This is a genomic window from Magnetospirillum sp. ME-1 (assembly GCF_002105535.1).
GTDB lineage: Bacteria > Pseudomonadota > Alphaproteobacteria > Rhodospirillales > Magnetospirillaceae > Phaeospirillum.
The window spans coordinates 4,264,939-4,281,432 of record NZ_CP015848.1; the positions used below are offsets into that span (position 1 = coordinate 4,264,939).

General features: G+C 67.2%; 19 protein-coding genes. 12 read left to right on the forward strand and 7 right to left on the reverse strand.

The window, feature by feature from the left end; genetic code table 11:
- Positions 1–86: 86 nt before the first annotated feature.
- Together WV31_RS19995 and WV31_RS22715 are read left to right on the forward strand one after the other, a co-directional pair.
- The gene (locus WV31_RS19995) at positions 87–1,322 is read left to right on the forward strand and encodes an MFS transporter (protein WP_085375181.1); all 1,236 of its coding nucleotides are present in this window, start codon (positions 87–89) and stop codon (positions 1,320–1,322) included.
- Entirely contained in the window at positions 1,322–2,059 is a 738-nt protein-coding gene (locus WV31_RS22715) for an energy transducer TonB (RefSeq protein WP_085375182.1), read from the forward strand. Before WV31_RS19995 ends, WV31_RS22715 begins: the two co-directional genes overlap by 1 nt.
- Here the strand turns inward: WV31_RS22715 and WV31_RS20005 are convergent.
- From WV31_RS20005 to WV31_RS20015, 3 genes are all read right to left on the reverse strand, one after another.
- Complete coding sequence (locus WV31_RS20005; RefSeq protein WP_085375183.1) at positions 2,034–3,419, reverse strand: sensor histidine kinase; 1,386 nt, start codon at positions 3,417–3,419, stop codon at positions 2,034–2,036. The two genes, WV31_RS22715 and WV31_RS20005, sit on opposite strands and share 26 nt — an antisense overlap.
- Positions 3,406–4,083 carry a response regulator transcription factor gene (locus WV31_RS20010; protein ID WP_085375184.1) on the reverse strand — a complete coding sequence of 226 codons (678 nt, stop codon included), beginning with the start codon at positions 4,081–4,083 and terminating at the stop codon, positions 3,406–3,408. Before WV31_RS20010 ends, WV31_RS20005 begins: the two co-directional genes overlap by 14 nt.
- 178 nt (positions 4,084–4,261) lie before the next feature.
- Positions 4,262–4,609, reverse strand: a complete 348-nt coding sequence (locus WV31_RS20015; RefSeq protein ID WP_145980925.1) for a hypothetical protein — start codon at positions 4,607–4,609, stop codon at positions 4,262–4,264.
- 62 nt (positions 4,610–4,671) lie between these two features.
- On the opposite strand from WV31_RS20015, the gene WV31_RS20020 reads away from it, so the two are divergent.
- From WV31_RS20020 to WV31_RS20030, 3 genes are all read left to right on the forward strand, one after another.
- Positions 4,672–5,151, forward strand: coding sequence for an Hsp20/alpha crystallin family protein (locus WV31_RS20020; protein ID WP_085375186.1), 480 nt, complete (start codon positions 4,672–4,674; stop codon positions 5,149–5,151).
- 63 nt (positions 5,152–5,214) lie between these two features.
- The gene (locus WV31_RS20025; protein ID WP_085375187.1) at positions 5,215–6,159 is read left to right on the forward strand and encodes a M48 family metalloprotease; all 945 of its coding nucleotides are present in this window, start codon (positions 5,215–5,217) and stop codon (positions 6,157–6,159) included.
- A gap of 45 nt (positions 6,160–6,204) precedes the next feature.
- On the forward strand, positions 6,205–6,462 hold the full coding sequence (locus WV31_RS20030; RefSeq protein ID WP_085375188.1) for a hypothetical protein: 258 nt from the start codon (positions 6,205–6,207) through the stop codon (positions 6,460–6,462).
- Here WV31_RS20030 and WV31_RS20035 read toward each other — a convergent pair.
- On the reverse strand, positions 6,459–7,019 hold the full coding sequence (locus tag WV31_RS20035) for an SOS response-associated peptidase (RefSeq protein WP_085375189.1): 561 nt from the start codon (positions 7,017–7,019) through the stop codon (positions 6,459–6,461). The two genes, WV31_RS20030 and WV31_RS20035, sit on opposite strands and share 4 nt — an antisense overlap.
- Entirely contained in the window at positions 6,998–7,765 is a 768-nt protein-coding gene (locus tag WV31_RS20040; RefSeq protein WP_085375190.1) for a TlyA family RNA methyltransferase, read from the reverse strand. The genes WV31_RS20035 and WV31_RS20040 overlap by 22 nt, the downstream gene beginning before the upstream one ends.
- Before the next feature lie 96 nt (positions 7,766–7,861).
- Between WV31_RS20040 and WV31_RS20045 the strand changes: the two genes are divergently transcribed.
- The 6 genes from WV31_RS20045 (at position 7,862) to WV31_RS20070 (ending at position 13,776) form a co-directional block, all read left to right on the forward strand.
- Positions 7,862–8,794: a histone deacetylase family protein gene (locus WV31_RS20045; RefSeq protein ID WP_085375191.1), complete on the forward strand. Its 933-nt coding sequence runs from the start codon at positions 7,862–7,864 to the stop codon at positions 8,792–8,794.
- Between the two features lie 6 nt (positions 8,795–8,800).
- Positions 8,801–10,066, forward strand: coding sequence for a tetratricopeptide repeat protein (locus WV31_RS20050; protein ID WP_085375192.1), 1,266 nt, complete (start codon positions 8,801–8,803; stop codon positions 10,064–10,066).
- A 140-nt stretch (positions 10,067–10,206) separates the two neighbouring features.
- Positions 10,207–10,452, forward strand: a complete 246-nt coding sequence (locus tag WV31_RS20055) for an exodeoxyribonuclease VII small subunit (RefSeq protein ID WP_085375193.1) — start codon at positions 10,207–10,209, stop codon at positions 10,450–10,452.
- Positions 10,453–10,489: 37 nt separating this feature from the next.
- Positions 10,490–11,380, forward strand: a complete 891-nt coding sequence (locus WV31_RS20060; RefSeq protein WP_085375194.1) for a polyprenyl synthetase family protein — start codon at positions 10,490–10,492, stop codon at positions 11,378–11,380.
- A 12-nt stretch (positions 11,381–11,392) separates the two neighbouring features.
- Positions 11,393–13,327: a 1-deoxy-D-xylulose-5-phosphate synthase gene (dxs, locus tag WV31_RS20065; RefSeq protein WP_085375195.1), complete on the forward strand. Its 1,935-nt coding sequence runs from the start codon at positions 11,393–11,395 to the stop codon at positions 13,325–13,327.
- Positions 13,328–13,458: 131 nt separating this feature from the next.
- Positions 13,459–13,776, forward strand: a complete 318-nt coding sequence (locus WV31_RS20070; protein ID WP_085375196.1) for an ArsR/SmtB family transcription factor — start codon at positions 13,459–13,461, stop codon at positions 13,774–13,776.
- Positions 13,777–13,786: 10 nt separating this feature from the next.
- Here WV31_RS20070 and WV31_RS20075 read toward each other — a convergent pair whose 3' ends face one another.
- Positions 13,787–14,815 (reverse strand): MBL fold metallo-hydrolase, encoded by a 1,029-nt coding sequence (locus WV31_RS20075; protein WP_085375197.1) that lies wholly within the window; start codon positions 14,813–14,815, stop codon positions 13,787–13,789.
- Positions 14,816–14,977: 162 nt separating this feature from the next.
- Here WV31_RS20075 and WV31_RS20080 point away from each other — a divergent pair, with 162 nt between their 5' ends.
- Positions 14,978–15,409: a CBS domain-containing protein gene (locus tag WV31_RS20080; protein ID WP_085375198.1), complete on the forward strand. Its 432-nt coding sequence runs from the start codon at positions 14,978–14,980 to the stop codon at positions 15,407–15,409.
- Positions 15,410–15,451: 42 nt separating this feature from the next.
- On the opposite strand, the gene WV31_RS20085 is transcribed toward WV31_RS20080, so the two are convergent.
- Positions 15,452–16,429, reverse strand: a complete 978-nt coding sequence (locus WV31_RS20085) for a phosphoribosylaminoimidazolesuccinocarboxamide synthase (protein ID WP_085375199.1) — start codon at positions 16,427–16,429, stop codon at positions 15,452–15,454.
- Between the last annotated feature and the right edge of the window lie 65 nt (positions 16,430–16,494).

Consider the following 16,494-nt stretch of genomic DNA (forward strand, 5'->3'; position numbering starts at 1 on the left):
ACACATGGGCCGTTGATAATTTTTCAGTTGCCCGCCGCCGCGGCCCCTGTCTTCCATGGGGTATTCGCTTGCCAAGGATTCCGCCGGTGCCGTCTTCCGCCCAGCCTTCCGTATCCGCCATGTTGGGGCGGGTGGTCCTGCCCTTCGCGGCGGGCTACTTCCTGTCCTACCTCTACCGGACGGTGAACGCGGTGCTGGCCCCCGAGATCGGCCGGGCCATCCATCTGGACGGCGGCGACATCGGCCTGATGACCGGCATCTACTTCATGACCTTCGCCGCCGCCCAACTGCCGCTGGGCATCCTGCTCGACCGCTTCGGGCCGCGGCGGGTGGAAAGCATCCTGCTGTGCTTCGCCGCCGCCGGCGCCTTCGCCTTTTCCCTGGCCGAATCGGTTCCTTCGCTGGTGGTCGGGCGCGCCCTGGTGGGATTCGGCGTGTCGTCCTGCCTGATGGCGGCGCTGAAGGCCAACGTCCAGTTCTTCCCGCCGCCCCGCATCCCGCTGATGAACGGCATCATCCTGGGGGCCGGCGGGCTGGGGGCCATCGCCGCCACCGCGCCGGTGCAGGCCGCCCTGCAGATGACCGACTGGCGCGGCGTCTATGCCGGCGTCGCGCTGCTGACCCTTGGCGCCAGCGCCTTCCTGTGGGCAGCCGTCCCCGACCGGCACCCGCCGCCGGGTGCCGGCGGCCTGCGCGCCCAGATCGCCGAGGTGGCCGAGATCTACCGTGACGCCGGGTTCTGGCGGGTGGCTCCCGCCACCATGCTGTCCATGGGCAGCTTCATGTCCATCCAGGGCCTGTGGGCCGGTCCCTGGCTGCGCGATACGGCCGGCTTCACCCCCGACCAGTCGGCCACCGGCCTCACCGTGATGGCGGCGGCCATGGCGCTCGGCTACCTGTCCGTGGGCGCCATGGCGGAAAAGCTGGAAAAGCTGGGCATTCCGCCCATCACCCAGGGCGCCATCGGCATGGGCCTGCACGTGCTGGCGCTGGGCGCCATGGCCGCCGGGTGGAACTCGGCGCCCTTGGCCCTGGCGGCCGTTTACGGACTGACCGGCACCGCCTGCTCCATCAATTACGCGGTGCTGACCCGGCGCTTTCCGCTTCGCCTCGCCGGACGGGTCAACACCAGCCTCAACCTCACCATCTTCGTCGCCGCCTTCATCATCCAGTGGGGTTTGGGCGCCCTGATCGGCCTGTGGGACAAGGTGGACGGCCATTGGCCGCCGGTGGCCTGGGCTGTGGGCCTGGGCGTACCCGCCTTGCTGACCCTGCTGGCGCTGGTCTGGCAGATTCCGGCCTGCCGGGCGGAAAGACCCTGATGCATCCGGGTGTGGTTGACCGGCGGCTGACGGCCGCCTTCTTCCTGTCGGCGGCGCTGCATGTGCTGGTGGCCCTGCTGCTGCAGATCGAGGTTCTGCCGGATCTGTTTCCCAAGGAGCCGGCCGAGCGGAGCATGGAGGTCGAGGTGGTCCCGGAGCCGTCCAGGCCGATTCCCCCGCCGGCACCCGAGCCGCCCCCCGAACCGCAAAAGACCGAGCCGGCGCCCCCTCCCCCGCCCCTGCAGCGCCCGCAGCTGGAGCCCGCCCCGCTGGCGGAAAAGTCCGCCGCCCTCCGGCCGTCCCCCCGCCCGGATCCCGCCCCCAAACAGGCCGCCATCGCTCCAGGTCTGTCGACCGACAGCGGAACCGTATCGCGCCCGGCCCAGGCCGCCGGCAGTCTGGCCCAAAGCGCCCAGGACAAGGTGCTGGCCCAGGTCATCGCCATGTGGCACTTCAACTCCAACGCCCTGCGGGGCAGCGACATGGTGTTGAGCGCCAGCCTGCTGATCAATCGCGACGGCACCCTGTCGGGTCCCATGCACAAGGACGCGCCGTGGAATCCCGACGCCGCCATCAAGGGCTATTCCAAGCTGCCCGACGGCACCACCAAGCGCATGCTGGAAACCTTCCTGCTGGCGCTGCGCATGGCCCAGCCGCTGCAATTGCCGCCCGACGACGGCAAGGGCTGGCCGCGTCAGATGATCCTGCGCTTCAAGCCGGGAGATCTTTCACGGTGAACTCCATCCGCACCACCAGTCCGGGCTGATTGTCGCCCAGGGACAGCTTGGCGCCGTGCAGCCGCGCCACCGCCTGGACCAGAGACAGACCCAGGCCGTTGCCCGGCGTCGAGCGGGTGGCGTCCAGCCGGACGAAGCGCTCCAGCACGCTGTCGCGGGCATCCTCGGGGATACCGGGGCCGCTGTCGGCCACGGAGATGACCACCGCGCCGGGGCCGTCCTCGACGGAGACCGAAACCTCGCCGCCGGGGGGAGTGTACTTGACGGCGTTGTCCACCAGATTGGCCAGGGCCTGGAACAGCAGGTGGCGGTCGACCTTCAGCGCAAGGCCGCCTTCATCGGCGTGGCATTGGAGACGGATGCCCTTCTCCTCGGCCAGGGGGTCGTAGAGTTCGACCACGTCGGCGGCCAGGGTGGCGGGATCGATGACCTCGAACCGGTCGAGGCGTGCCGCCGATTCCGCGTGGGAAATGGTCAGGATGGCGTTGAAGGTGGCCAGCAGGTGGTCGGCCTCGGCCAGGGTTTCCTCCAGGGTGCGGCGATAGGCGTCGCAATCGCCTTCGCCCAGCAGCACCAGATCGATGCGCGAGCGCAGGCGGTTGAGCGGCGTGCGCAGATCGTGGGCGATGTTGTCCGAGACGGTGCGGATGCCTTCCAGCAGGCGCTCCAGCTCGTCCATCATCTCGTTGAAGCTTTCGGCCAGCGAATCGAACTCGTCCTCGATGCCTGAGACCTGCATGCGCTGGCTCATGTCGCCGCCGAAGATGCGCCGGGCCGTGCGGCTCATCTCCTCGACCCGCTGCAGCAGGTGGCGGCTGGTGAAATAGCCGCCCACCACGCCCAGCAGGATGGTCAGCGCCAGGCCCCAGCCCAGCGCCCGGTTGATGGCCGACTTCACCCGCTTGGCGTCGGCCAGCGAGCGGCCGACCAGCAGGCGGTAGCCGTCGGCCAGTTCGTAGACATGGGCCAGCACCTCGACCCCCGGACCGACGCTGCCCAGCGGCAGCACCCGGAAGCGCACCCAGCCCAACTGGGAGGAAACCTCGGCGGGCCACGACTTGATGTTTCCGGCCAGGATGTGGCCGGAATGGCCCATCAGCAGGTAGGTGTTGCGGCTTTCGATGTCCTGGCGCATGCGGCTGCCGATGATCTCGGCCAGGCCGCCCAGATCGCGCGAGTGGTAGACCTCGGACAGGCCGGTGGCCTCGGCCTCCACCGTTTCCTGCACCTGCCACTCGATGAACATGGTGGTGCTCCACGACACCAGCGCCAGCAGCGCGATGGCCGAGACGGTGAAGATGCCGAGATAGCTCAGCGCCAGCCGGAAGGTGGTGGTGCGAAGGAGGCTAGCGGGCCGCACGAAGGGTGTATCCGGCGCCGCGGACCGTATGGATCAGCGGCAGTTCGAAATCCTTGTCCACCTTCTGGCGCAACCGGCTGATATGCACGTCGATCAGGTTGGTCTGGGGGTCGAAATGGTACTCCCAGACGTTCTCCAGCAGCATGGTCCGCGTCACCACCTGGCCGGCATGGCGCATGAGATATTCCAGCAGGCGGAATTCACGCGGCTGCAGGTCGATCTCCTGGCCGCCCCGCGTCACCGCGCGGGCCAGCAGATCCATCTCCAGGTCCTCGACCTTGAGACGGGTTTCCGGCTGGGAAGTGGACACCCGGCGCGACAGCGCCTCGATGCGGGCCAGCAGCTCGGCGAAGGCGTAGGGCTTGACCAGATAATCGTCGCCACCCGCCTTCAGGCCGCGCACCCGGTCGTCCACCTTGCCCAGCGCCGAAAGCACCAGAACCGGCGTGGAATTGCCGGCAGCGCGCAGCGCCTGGATGATGGCCAGCCCGTCCAGGCCGGGCAGCATGCGGTCGATGATCATGGCGTCCCAGCGCTCGGACGTGGCCAGGAACAGCCCGTCGGTGCCGGTGGCCGCATGGTCGACCACATGGCCGGCCTCTTTCAGGCCCTTGGCCATGTAGGCCGCCGCTTCGCTGTCGTCCTCGATCAGAAGGATGCGCATCTGCCCATGTATCCTGTTGCGTCCGGGACCATACAATCAACCACCCCCAACGAAAAGCCCCCGCGCCAGGGGGGAGAGCGCGGGGGCCTTTTTCCGGTGTCCGGCAACGGGGGGACGCTGCCGGTCGTTCGACGTCGCCGCTCGGGGGGAAGAAGCGGCTAGCCTTGCGGCGGGGAGTTCAATTCCGCCGGGTTCGAGAGGCTTTGGCGTGGAGCGCAAACTTGCCGCCGACCACCATCTCCAACCTGATGAAGCGGATCATGGCAGGCGCGAGGTTACCGGAGCATTTCACCGTGATTAACCTTTGGTAATGATCACCACAGCCATTCGGCAAGGCCATGTCTGGCATGATCAACACGCTGATTTCAATGACGAAACCGTCCCTTGACGGGGTGAGGAACCCTATTACATCGAACAAAGGGAAAGGTGTTCGTGCGAAGCCTTTCCCGGTGCGTGCCGCCACGTGCGGGCGCGGGTGACCGCCGGGTCCTTCGGAAAACCCAGGCGTCGAGCCGGCCATCGGCATTTGTTCCACCCGTCCCGGGCAGCGCGGCATGCGGGCGTGCAACATTGCCATGGAGGACCGTCATGAACCGCACCATGATTCCCAAGGGCCACACGCCTCTGGCCTCCCGCGAGGGGCGCCTTGACCCGTTCTTCGCGCTTCAGCGCGGCATCAACCGCATGTTCGACGATCTCTGGCACGGCTTCGACGCGCCGGCCGTCTTCACCGGTCACCGCTTCCCCACCCTGGAGGTGCGCGACGAGGACAAGACGGTGTCCGTGGTCGCCGAACTGCCGGGCCTGGAACCCGCCGACGTGGAACTCAGCCTGCATGACGGCATTCTCACCCTGAAGGGCGAGAAGAAGACCGAATCCGAGGAAAAAACCGACCGCGGCGTGGTGTCCGAACGCTGGTTCGGCCATTTCGAACGCTCGGTCGCCGTGGGTGACGTGGACGAGAACGCCACCGAGGCCAAGTACGAGAACGGCGTGCTGACCGTCACCCTGCCCAAGGTCGAGCGGCCGAAGGAAACGGGACGCAAGATTCCCATCGCCGCCAAATAGCGTGAACCGTCCGGGCGCCGCCGCAACAAGCGGGCGGCGCCCGGTCTTCGCGGGGAGCTTCCCATGCTGGACACCGTGTCGCTTAAGGATCAGGCCCGTCGCAACCGCCGCGACACCGCCGTCGTCCTGGCCGCCATCGCCGCCCTGATGTCCCTGGCCGGCTGGCTGCTGGCGGGCGGCCTGGGAATCCTGGTCGCCCTGGCGGGGGCTGCGCTGGCGCTGGCCGTCAGCCCCGGCAATTCCGTCGCCCTGCTGCGCGCCCTCTACCGCGCCCGCCCGTTGCCGTTTCAGGCGGCGCCGGAACTGTGGCGCGTCCACATGGAGTTGTGCCGCCGCGCCGGGCTCGAAACGGTTCCCCCCCTGCTGATCATCCCCTCGGCTTCGGTCATCGCCCTGTCCACCGGCTGGGGGCGCCATTGCGCCATCGCCCTGTCGGAAGGCGCGCTCGGGCACTTCTCGCCGGAGGAAACCGCCGCCGTGCTGGCCCACGAAATCGCCCACATCCGGGCCGGAGACCTCAAGCTGCTGCGTCTGGCCGACACCGCCGGAACCCTCACCCACGCCCTGTCGGCCGCCACCCTGATCCTGCTGGCCGTCTTCCTGCCCGAGATTCTGGCGGGAGAGGCGTCGCTGAACCCCTGGGCCATCGTCCTTCTGGCCCTGTCGCCCATCGGCTGCGACCTGCTGCGCCTGCGGCTGTCGCGCACCCGGGAATTCGCCGCCGATGCCGAGGCGGCGCGGTTGTGCGGCTCGCCCCGGGGCCTCATCTCGGCGCTGGCCCGCCTCGAGCGCCGCTACGACACCCTGTCGCCCCCCCGATGGTGGCAGCTGATCCGCACCCATCCCAGCACGGGCGAGCGTATCGCCCGACTGCAGGATCTGGCGGTTCCCCTCCTTGACCTGCCCCAACGGCTGGTGTTCGGAACCGCCCCCTGGTCCCTACCTACTCCTTCCACGCAGGCCCGATACGCTTGGGCCGCGCACCCCCGGCGGCGGCATATGTGGTAAGCTGTTCACCTTAGTCGTTTCCGGAAATGCGTGGGGAGATTCGCCATGTTGAGCCTGGAAGACTGTATCGCCTTCAGCGGCTTGACGGCCGAGCAGCTGGAAGCCGTCGCCTGCCACGAACACCTGCCCCTGATCATCGTCGCCGAATGGGCGGAAACCGTCCTGGAGGCCCAGGACGGCTGCGCCAAGGTCGCCGCCATCCTGTGCGAGGAGGTGGAGGCCGCCGCAATCCACCACAGGGACCGCCTGTGCGACTGGGCGCGCGGCCTGGAGCAGTTCAGACGCGAACACGCCGTCAACTAGCCGAACAGGTCGCCCTGTGCGGCCTCTGAGATGACGGAAAACGGCCCGGCATGGGGACGCAGGGCCGGCGCGACCCGGTCGAACGGCACCGAGCCATCCAGCCACGCCGCCTCGTCAGCGGGAGGCAGCACCACCGGCATGCGGTCATGGATCGAGGCAAGTTCGTCGCCGGGCGCGCAGGTGACGATCACCACCCGCTTTCCGTCGCTCAGCCCGGCGAAGGCGAAAAGCCCTCCGCCTGCGGGCGCAATGCGGGTCCTGGCCCGCCGGGGCCATTCCCACCACGCGGTGGCCGGGACCAGTACCCGTCCGGCGGCCAGCAGCGGCCGGAAGGTGGGCTTGTCGGCCAGGGTCTCGGCCCTGGCATTGATCAGCGGCGCCGCCTGCCACTCCACCACCAGCCCCCAGGACATCACCCCGGCCCCCGCCCCGCCGATCACCAGGACGGAATCGGTGGGACGCCGCTCCGGGGCGGACGGCAGGGGCGGCGGCACCGTCAGGCGGAAGCGCCGCGCCAGATCGGCGGAATTGGCATTCAGTTCGAAGCGGGAGCACACGGCGCGCCCTCGAACCGCCCGACCATGAGGAATTCCTTGTTGCCCTCGGGCCCCAGGATGGGGCTTTCGGTGATGCCCTCCACCCGCCATCCGGCCAAGCCGTCCAGCCAGGCGCGGATGCGCTCGCACACCTCGGCGTGCAGTTCGGGCTCGCGCACCACGCCGCCCTTGCCCACCCGCCCCTTGCCCACCTCGAATTGCGGCTTGATCAGCGCCGCCAGCCAGGCTCCGGGCCGGGCCAGGGCCAGGGCGGCGGGCAGCACCGTCTCCAGCCCGATGAAACTGGCGTCGCACACCACCATGTCCACGGCTTCCGGAATCTGCTCGGCGGTCAGATGACGGGCGTTGGTGCGCTCCAGCACCACCACGCGGGCGTCGCTGCGAAGCTTCCAGGCCAGTTGCCCGTGCCCCACGTCCACGGCGTAGACCCTGGCCGCGCCATGGGCCAGCAGCACGTCGGTGAAGCCGCCGGTGGAGGCGCCCACGTCGATGCCCACCTTGCCCGAAGGGTCCAGGCCGAACGCCGCGATGGCCTTGGCCAGTTTCAGGCCGCCCCTGGACACCCAGGGATGGTCCTGGCCCTTGAGCTCGAGCGCGCAATCCTCGGGCAGCGCGGTGCCCGGCTTGTCCACCCGCCGGTCGCCGCTATAGACCAGTCCGGCCATGATCAGGGCCTGGGCCTTGGAGCGGCTTTCCACCAGTCCCCGGTCCACCAGTAATTGATCGGCCCGCTTTTTTGCGCTCATACGCTGCCGTCCCATGCAAAAAACAGGGATGGAAATTGCCCTTCCTTTCCCCGAGAATACAGAAAATTCATATAAACGCGGGACGTCCAAGCCAGAATGACAACGTTGCTGTTCACGCACCCAGTCTGTCTGCAGCATGACACGGGCGATTATCACCCCGAATGCGCAGACCGTATCAAGGCCGTCCTCGCCGCTCTGGAGAGCGAAGAGTTCATGATGCTGCTGCGCGACGAAGCGCCGCACGCCACCATGGAGCAGCTGATGCGGGCCCACCCGCTCAGCCATATCGACTATGTGCTGGATTCGGTGCCCAACAGCGATGGCCACCACCACCTGGACCCCGACACCATCCTGTCGCGCTATTCGGGCGAGGCCGCGCTGCGTTCGGCAGGCGCCGGCATCGCGGCGGTGGACGCCGTGGCCAGCGGCCAGGTGCGCAACTGCTTCTGCGCCACGCGGCCGCCCGGTCACCATGCCGAGCGCGACAACGCCATGGGCTTCTGCTTCTTCAACAACGCCGCCATCGCGGCCCTGCACGCCCGCGACGCCCACGGCTACAAGCGGGTGGCCGTCGTCGACATCGACGTCCACCACGGCAACGGCACCCAGCACATCCTGTGGGACGAGCCCGGCATGCTTTATGCCTCCACCCACCAGGAGCACGCCTATCCCAATACCGGTCTGGCCGACGAGACCGGCGGCGAGGGCATCATGGTCAACGTGCCGCTGCCGGCGGGCACCGGCTCAGACGACTACCGCATGGCCTTCACCGATATCCTGCTGCCCCGTCTGCGGGAATTCGCCCCCGATTTCCTGATCATCTCGGCCGGGTTCGACGCCCATGCCGCCGACCCCCTGGCCCATCTGCGGCTGACCACCGCCGATTTCGGCTGGGTCACCCGGCAATTGCTGCAGGTGGCGGAGGAAACGGCGGGCAACCGGGTGGTCTCGCTGCTGGAAGGCGGCTACGACCTGCGCGCCCTGGCGGCCAGCGCCCGCGAGCATGTGCGGGCGCTGATGGGGCTCTAGGCGTCCATGGCGAACATCCGCTATGTCACCGGCGTCAACGCCGAGTACTTCTTCATCCTTTTTCCGCTGTTCGCCTCGCTGCGGCGCTTCGCACCCGGCATTCGCGTCGAAGTCTGCGATTTCGGCCTGAGCGAGAAGCAACGGATATTCCTCGATCGCAAGGGCCTGCTGATCAGGGCGCCGGCCGACCTGGCCGGGGCGCATCCCTGGCGCTGCAAGGCGGCATTGGGGCGCTACCTCGAGGATCGGCCGTGGGACGTGGCGTTCTGGCTGGATGCCGACATGATGGCGGCGGCCCCTTGCGGTTCCCAATTGACCGCCATCGCCGAGCGCCTGCTGGCCGAAGGCCGGCCCTTGGCGGTGTGCCGCGATTCGACGACATACGCAGACCTGCTGCGGGTCGTCCCCGCGCCCCATTTCGAGAAACTGGCGAAGGCGCGCGGCATCGACGCCGGCACGCCCTACCTCAATTCGGGCTTCTTCGCCTGCGCCTCGCGGGAGTATTTCACCGACTGGGACCGGCAGTGCCGGGACATGCCCGACGAGAATCTGTTCGAGCAGAACGCCTTCAATCTGGTGGCGCACCCGGCCGGCTATTTGGCGCTCCATATGTGGGAATGGAACCTGTGCGCCTCATTCCTGTCGTCGGCCCGCGTCGGCCAGACCGACGAGGGAATGCCGCTCATAACCCACCCCGAAGGCGGCGTTCGCATCCTGCACGCCACATCCCACCGTCCCGAGGACGTCGTCAAGCAGGTCGTGACCCTTTCGGCCGGCGGCTTCGTCTTCGAAGCGACCATCAAGCTGCTTCGCCATCCCTCGTTATTGCAGTGGCAAATGTCCCTGCTGCGCGATGGGCTGGAGGCGGATGCGGCCCTGCTGGGCGAGGTCGGATTGGGACGCCCCGACGATGGCGGCGATGCCGACGATGCCGAGGCCAAGGCGCGTTTCCAGCAGGGCGGCGAAATGTTCCTGCTGAACCGCTTCGCCGAGGCGGCCGACGCCTTCCGCGACGTGCTGCGCCTCAAGCCCGGCCACCCCCGCAGCCTGTTCAACCTGGCCATGGCGGAGGCTGAACTGGGACGGCTGGCCGAAGCCCCGCCCTTGCTGCGCCAGGCCATCCAGTCCGATCCGCAATACCGCGAGGCCTACATCTACCTGGGGATGATGCTGCGGCGTCTGGGCGAGCATGCCGCCGCAGACGAGATATTGGCCCGGGCGCTGGCCAAATGGCCCGAAGACCCCGCCTTGCGGCAAGCCATCGGACATTAGGGCAAGACCAAAAATTTCGTCGGATGGCCGCAGGTTTTTTCAAATGGTGCGCAGTGGCGCTTGCCTTCGGGAACCGCCGCCCGTAAACTTCCGCGCTTCGTTGGAAGACCCGATACCGGTTGCTTAAGTCAAGAGTTCCCATGGCAGACATCCCCACCGACATCGCCGCCATGAGTTTCGAGGAGGCCCTGGCCGAACTGGACCTCATCGTGCGCCGGCTGGAGGAAGGCAAGGGCCGCCTTGATGATTCCATTGTCGCCTACGAGCGCGGCGCGCTGCTGAAGAAGCATTGCGAGGCCAAGCTGGAAGAGGCGCGAACCAAGGTCGAGCGGATCGTATCGGGTCCCGATGGCAGCCTGGCCCTTGAGGCCGCAAATAACGTGTGATCCTTGAAAGTCGAGTAAAGCATTGACTGATTCTCCCATGTCTTCGCGCCTCACCGAGGCTCTGACCGTCGTCAGCCAGGCCGTCAATTCCGAGTTGGACCGCCTGCTGCCGGTTTCCGATGCCCCCGATTCCCGGGTCCACGAGGCCATGCGCTATGCCTCCCTGGATGGCGGCAAGCGGTTGCGCCCCTTCCTGGTGATGCAGTCGGCCAGCCTGTTCAACGTGGCGGAAAGCTCGGCGATCCGCGTCGCCTGCGCCATCGAGATGATCCACTGCTATTCGCTGGTCCACGACGACCTGCCCTGCATGGACGACGACGACCTGCGCCGCGGCCGTCCCACCTGCCACAAGGCGTTCGACGAGGCCACCGCGCTGTTGGCCGGCGACGCCCTGCTGACCAAGGCGTTCGAGGTTCTGGTCAATCCCGCCACCCACGCCGATCCGTCGGTGCGCTGCGAACTGGTGGCCGATCTGGCCCACGCCTCGGGCGGCCAGGGCATGGTCGGCGGCCAGATGATCGACCTGCAGGCCCACACCCTGGACCTGGACGTGGCGGGCATCACCCGCCTGCAACAGCTGAAGACCGGCCGCCTGTTCTCGTTTTCGTGCGAGGCCGGCGCCGTTCTGGGCAAGGCCCATGGCGAGCTGCGCCTGGCACTTCGCAATTACGCCCACGACCTGGGCCTGGCCTTCCAGATCGCCGACGACATCCTGGATGTGGAAGGCGACGTGGCCGAGGTGGGCAAGCGCCTCAACAAGGACGCCGATGCCGGCAAGGCGACCTTCGTGTCGCTGCTGGGCCTCGAGCGCGCCAAATCCCAGGCGGACATGCTGGCCGAACAGGCCTGCCGCCATCTCGATCCCTTCGGCGAGAAGGCCGATCTGATGCGGGACGTCGCCCGCTTCGTCGTTCGCCGCCGTTCGTGAGGTCCTAAAGGTATGACTCCCCCCCCCGTCCCCGGAAAGCCCAAGTCGTCCCTGCTCGACCGCGTGTCGAGCCCGGCCGACATCCGCGACTTCTCCATCGAGGAGCTGGAGCAGCTGACCCATGAGGTCCGCCAGGAAATGATTCAATCGGTGTCGTTCACCGGCGGCCATCTCGGCGCCGGCCTGGGCGTCGCCGAGTTGACCGTGGCGCTGCACCACATCTTCGATACGCCGCGTGACCGGCTGATCTGGGACGTGGGCCATCAGGCCTATCCCCACAAGATCCTGACGGGGCGCCGCGACCGCATGCGCACCATGCGCCAGGGCGGCGGACTGTCCGGCTTCACCCGCCGGTCGGAAAGCGAATACGACCCCTTCGGCGCCGGCCACTCCTCCACCTCCATCTCGGCGGCGCTGGGCATGGCGGTGGCGCGCGACCTCAAGGGCGGCAGCAACAACGTCATCGCGGTGATCGGCGACGGCGCCATGAGCGCCGGCCAGGCCTACGAGGCCATGAACAACGCCGGCGCGGCGGGCTCGCGCCTGATCGTCATCCTCAACGACAACGACATGTCCATCGCGCCGCCGGTGGGCGCGCTGTCGGCCCATCTGTCGCGGCTTTTGTCGTCGCCCTCCTACCACTCGCTGCGCCATCTGGTGAAGGATCTGGCCCATCTGCTGCCGCCTCCCCTGGAGCGCGCCATGGGCCGGGCCGAGGAATACGCCCGCGGCATGGTCTCGGGCGGCGGCACCCTGTTCGAGGAGCTGGGCTTCTATTACGTCGGCCCCATCGACGGCCACAATTTCGAGCACCTGTTGCCGGTGCTGAAGAACGTCCGCGATTCCGACGAGACCCGCCCCGTCCTGCTGCACGTGGTGACCAAGAAGGGACGCGGCTATCCGCCGGCCGAGGCCGCCGCCGACAAGTATCACGGCGTGGGCCGCTTCGACGTGCTGACCGGCCAGCTGGAAAAGCCCAAGGCCAACGCGCCATCCTACACCTCGGTGTTCTCCAAGGCGCTGATCGCCGAGGCCGAGGTGGACGACCGCATCGTCGCCATCACCGCCGCCATGCCCGCCGGTACCGGTCTGGACAAGTTCGGCGACCGTTTCCCCGCGCGCACCTTCGACGTGGGCATCGCCGAGCAGCACGCCGTGACCTTCGCCGGCGGCCTGGCCACCGAGGGCTTCAAGCCGTTCTGCGCCATCTACTCCTCGTTCCTGCAGCGTGCCTACGACCAGGTGCAGCATGACGTGGTGCTGCAGAAGCTGCCCGTGCGCTTCGCCATCGACCGCGCCGGTCTGGTGGGCGCCGACGGCGCCACCCATGCCGGTTCCTACGACATGGCCTTCCTGGGCTGCCTGCCCGACATCGTCATCATGTGCCCCTCCGACGAGGCCGAACTGATGCACGCCGTCGCCACCTCGGTGGCCATCGACGATCGCCCCTCCGCCTTCCGCTATCCGCGCGGCGAGGGTGTTGGCGTCGAGCTGCCCGACCGCGGCACCGTGATGCCCATCGGCAAGGGCCGCATCGTGCGCGAAGGCAACCGCGTCGCCATCCTGTCGCTGGGCACCCGCCTGGCCGAGGTGCTGAAGGCCGCCGATGACCTGGCCGCCCGCGGCCTCGCCCCCACCGTGGTGGACGCCCGCTTCATGAAGCCGCTGGACGAGGAATTGATTCTGCGCATGGCGCGCGAGCACGAGGTGCTGATCACCGTCGAGGAAGGCTCGGTCGGCGGCTTCGCCAGCCATGTGCTGCATCTGCTGGCGGCCAAGGGCGCCCTGGACCGCGGCCTCAAGGTCCGCCCCCTGGCCCTGCCCGATGTCTTCGTCGAGCACGACACCCCGACCATCCAGTACGAAAAGATCGGCCTCAATGCCTCGGGCATCGTGGCAACCGTGCTGGCCACCCTGGGAGAAACCCGGGAAGCCGTCAGCGCCTGACAATATACACGTACTTTACCGTAGTATATCGGCGCCGCCCGTCATCGGGCGGCGCCGTTTTGTATATGGATTGAATTGGCGTGAATCAGTGATATTATATATGTGACATTCGAGTTTTGAGGAACGTGGTCATGGAACTGGAAAAACTTCAGGAAAGCGCCCGCCGGGCCAGCGCCTTGCTGAAGGCCATGAGCAACGAGCACCGCCTGATGATCCTCTGCCAGCTGCTTCCCGGTGAAAAGTCGGTGGGCGAACTGGAACGCATCATCGGCCTGTCCCAGTCGGCGCTGTCCCAGCATCTGGCCCGCCTGCGCCGCGATTCCCTGGTGACCACGCGCCGCCAGGCCCAGACCATCTTCTATTCCCTGGCCGGTATCGAAGCCCGCGCGGTGATCGACACCCTGTACGGACTGTATTGCAAGCCCGAGGGAACCGGCTGCGCCGGTTGACGCGGCGGGCTCAGGCCCGCCGGTAGCGCCAGATTCCGTCCCCTTCCAATGTCCGCACCACGCTGCCCAGCTTCATCAGATGATGAAGGTGAGCCAAGGTTTCGCCCGTGGCGAAGCCCAGCTGATGGGCGTCCAGCGGCCGGGTGAACAGCGCGCGGAGCACCTGCACCGCCGTGGCGGGGTCGACACAGGCGGACAGGGTCTTGTCCAGCCGCTCGGCATGATGGGCCTTGAGGTCGTCGATGCGGGTGTGCAGCCCCTGGAACGGCAGGCCGTGGGAGGGCAGCACCAGGGTCTCGGCGGGAAGCTGGCGCAGCCGGTCCAGGGCGTCGAGGAACAGGGAAAGCGGCTCGGATTCCGGCTGCTGCGGCCATACGCCGACGATGGGCGAGATGCGCGGCAGCACCTGGTCGCCGGAAATCAGCAGCCCGGCCTCCTGGCAATACAGGCAGGCATGCTCGGGCGAATGCCCGCCGCCCTCGATCACCCGCCAGGTCCGGCCGCCGATGGTCATCTCGTCGCCGTGGCGGATGCCGATGACGCGGACCGGCATGATGTCGATGCGCGAGCGGTAGGTATTGCGCCGCTCCTTCACCCCTTCCAGCTGCTCGGCATCCAGGCCGATGCGGGTGTAGTAGCGCAGCTGGTTGGCGACGAATTCGGGCGTGTCCTCCAGCCACAGCATGCGGCCGAACAGCCATTCGCGCATCATGGCGGTGAGATCCACATCCAGCCTGTCGCACAGCCAGCCGGCCAGCCCCATATGGTCGGGATGGAAATGGGTGGCGACCAGCCGGTTGACCCGCTTGCCCGCCAGCGGACCGGCGAAGATCTCCTCCCACAAGGCCCTGGTGACGTCGTTGCCCAGTCCGGTATCCACCAGCACCACGCCCTCGCCATCGTCCAGGACCCACAGGTTGATGTGATCCAGGGCGAAAGGCAGCGGCATGCGGATCCACCGCACCCCCGGCGCCACCTCCAGCAATTGCGCGGGATTCGGGGGGGCGCTAAAGGGGTGGATCAAGGTCGAACGGCTCACGGCAAGGCTCTCCCGATTAATTCGGTAAGTCTTTGCATATTTGGTGCGGTGCGACAAGATTCAAGCGGGAGGAACCGCCGCCTTATCCATTATCGCGATTTGTGGACTGCCCCATTCAGGTTATCCTTCGTCCACGTCCGATGAATAAGGGGAGGATCGCTGATGCTCGTTTCCGAAATCCTGAACAAGAAGGGCAACAAGATCTTCAAGATCCTGCCGTCCAAGGCCATGATCGAGGCGGTCCAGGGCATGGCCGCCTTCAAGGTGGGGGCGGTGCTGGTGGTGGACGAGAAGGACAGGACGCTGGGCATCTTCACCGAACGCGACGTCACCCGCTGCCTGGCGGCCCACGGCGCCGCCATCCTGGAGACCCCGGTGGGCGATCACATGACCCGCGATCCGCTGACCTGCCACGCCGGTGATACCGTCGCCTCGGTGATGAGCACCATGTCGACCCATCACTTCCGCCACATGCCCGTGATGGACAACGGGCAGCTGAAGGGCATCGTCTCCATCCGCGATCTGGTTTCCAACAGCCTGGAGCGGGCCGAGTTCGAGGCCGAGGCGTTGCGGACCTACGTCACCGCCGGCTAAAGCGTCTTCTCCCCCTCTTTCGCCATGAAAGAGGGGGAGACATCACGCGAAGTACCGGGCCAGGTTGCGGCGGATGCGCTCCTTGACCGATTCGGACGCCGAGGGCGCCTCGAAGGCCTGGCCGGTGACCGCCTCGAACAGGGCGATGTACTTGGCCGAGAATTCCACCAGGGTATCGTCGGGAATGGCCGGAATGGGGTCGTGATAGGGATCGCAGCGCCCGGCGATCCAGATGCGCAGGAATTCCTTGTCCAGGCTTTCCGGCTCCTCGCCCCTGGCGTGACGCGCCGCATAGCTGTCGGCCTTCCAGTAACGGCTGGAATCGGGGGTGAGGATCTCGTCGGCCAGCGTGATGCGCCCTTGCCCATCCACACCGAACTCGAACTTGGTGTCCACCAGGATCAGGCCGTTCTTCGCCGCGATCTCGCGTCCACGGGCAAAGATGGCCAGGGACAGGCGCGCCAGCTCGTCCCACTGACCTTGAGTGAGCAACCCGCGCGCCACCACCTCCTGCGGCGAGACCGGGGCGTCGTGTCCGCCCACCTCGGACTTGGTGGTCGGCGTCAGAATGGTGGCGGGCAGTTTGTCGTTCTTCACCATGCCGTCGGCGAAGTCGAGGCCGTACATATTCCGCCGCCCGGCCTTGTACATGGACCAGATGGAGGTGTCGGTGGAACCGGTAAGGTAATCGCGCACCACCATCTCGATGGGCAGCATGTCGAGGCGGCGGCCCACCACCACATTGGGATCGGGATATTCGATCACGTGGTTGGGGCAGATGTCCTTGGTGGCCTCGAACCAGAAGCGCGCCGTCTGGGTCAGCACCTGGCCCTTGAACGGCACCGCCGCCAGCACCTGGTCGAAGGCGCTCTGGCGGTCGGTGGAGATCAGGATGCGACGCCCGTCGGGCAGGTCGTAGTTCTCGCGCACCTTGCCGCGATAGTAGTTGGGCAGTTCGGGGAACTCGGCTTCGGTAAGCACGCCGGGAATGGCGGCGCGGATCGCGGCGGCGGAGAGCATGTCCAGACATCCAAGAAAAAGGGGAACGCCTTTATGGCATTCCCGGGCGCGGCGGGCAAGGGAAC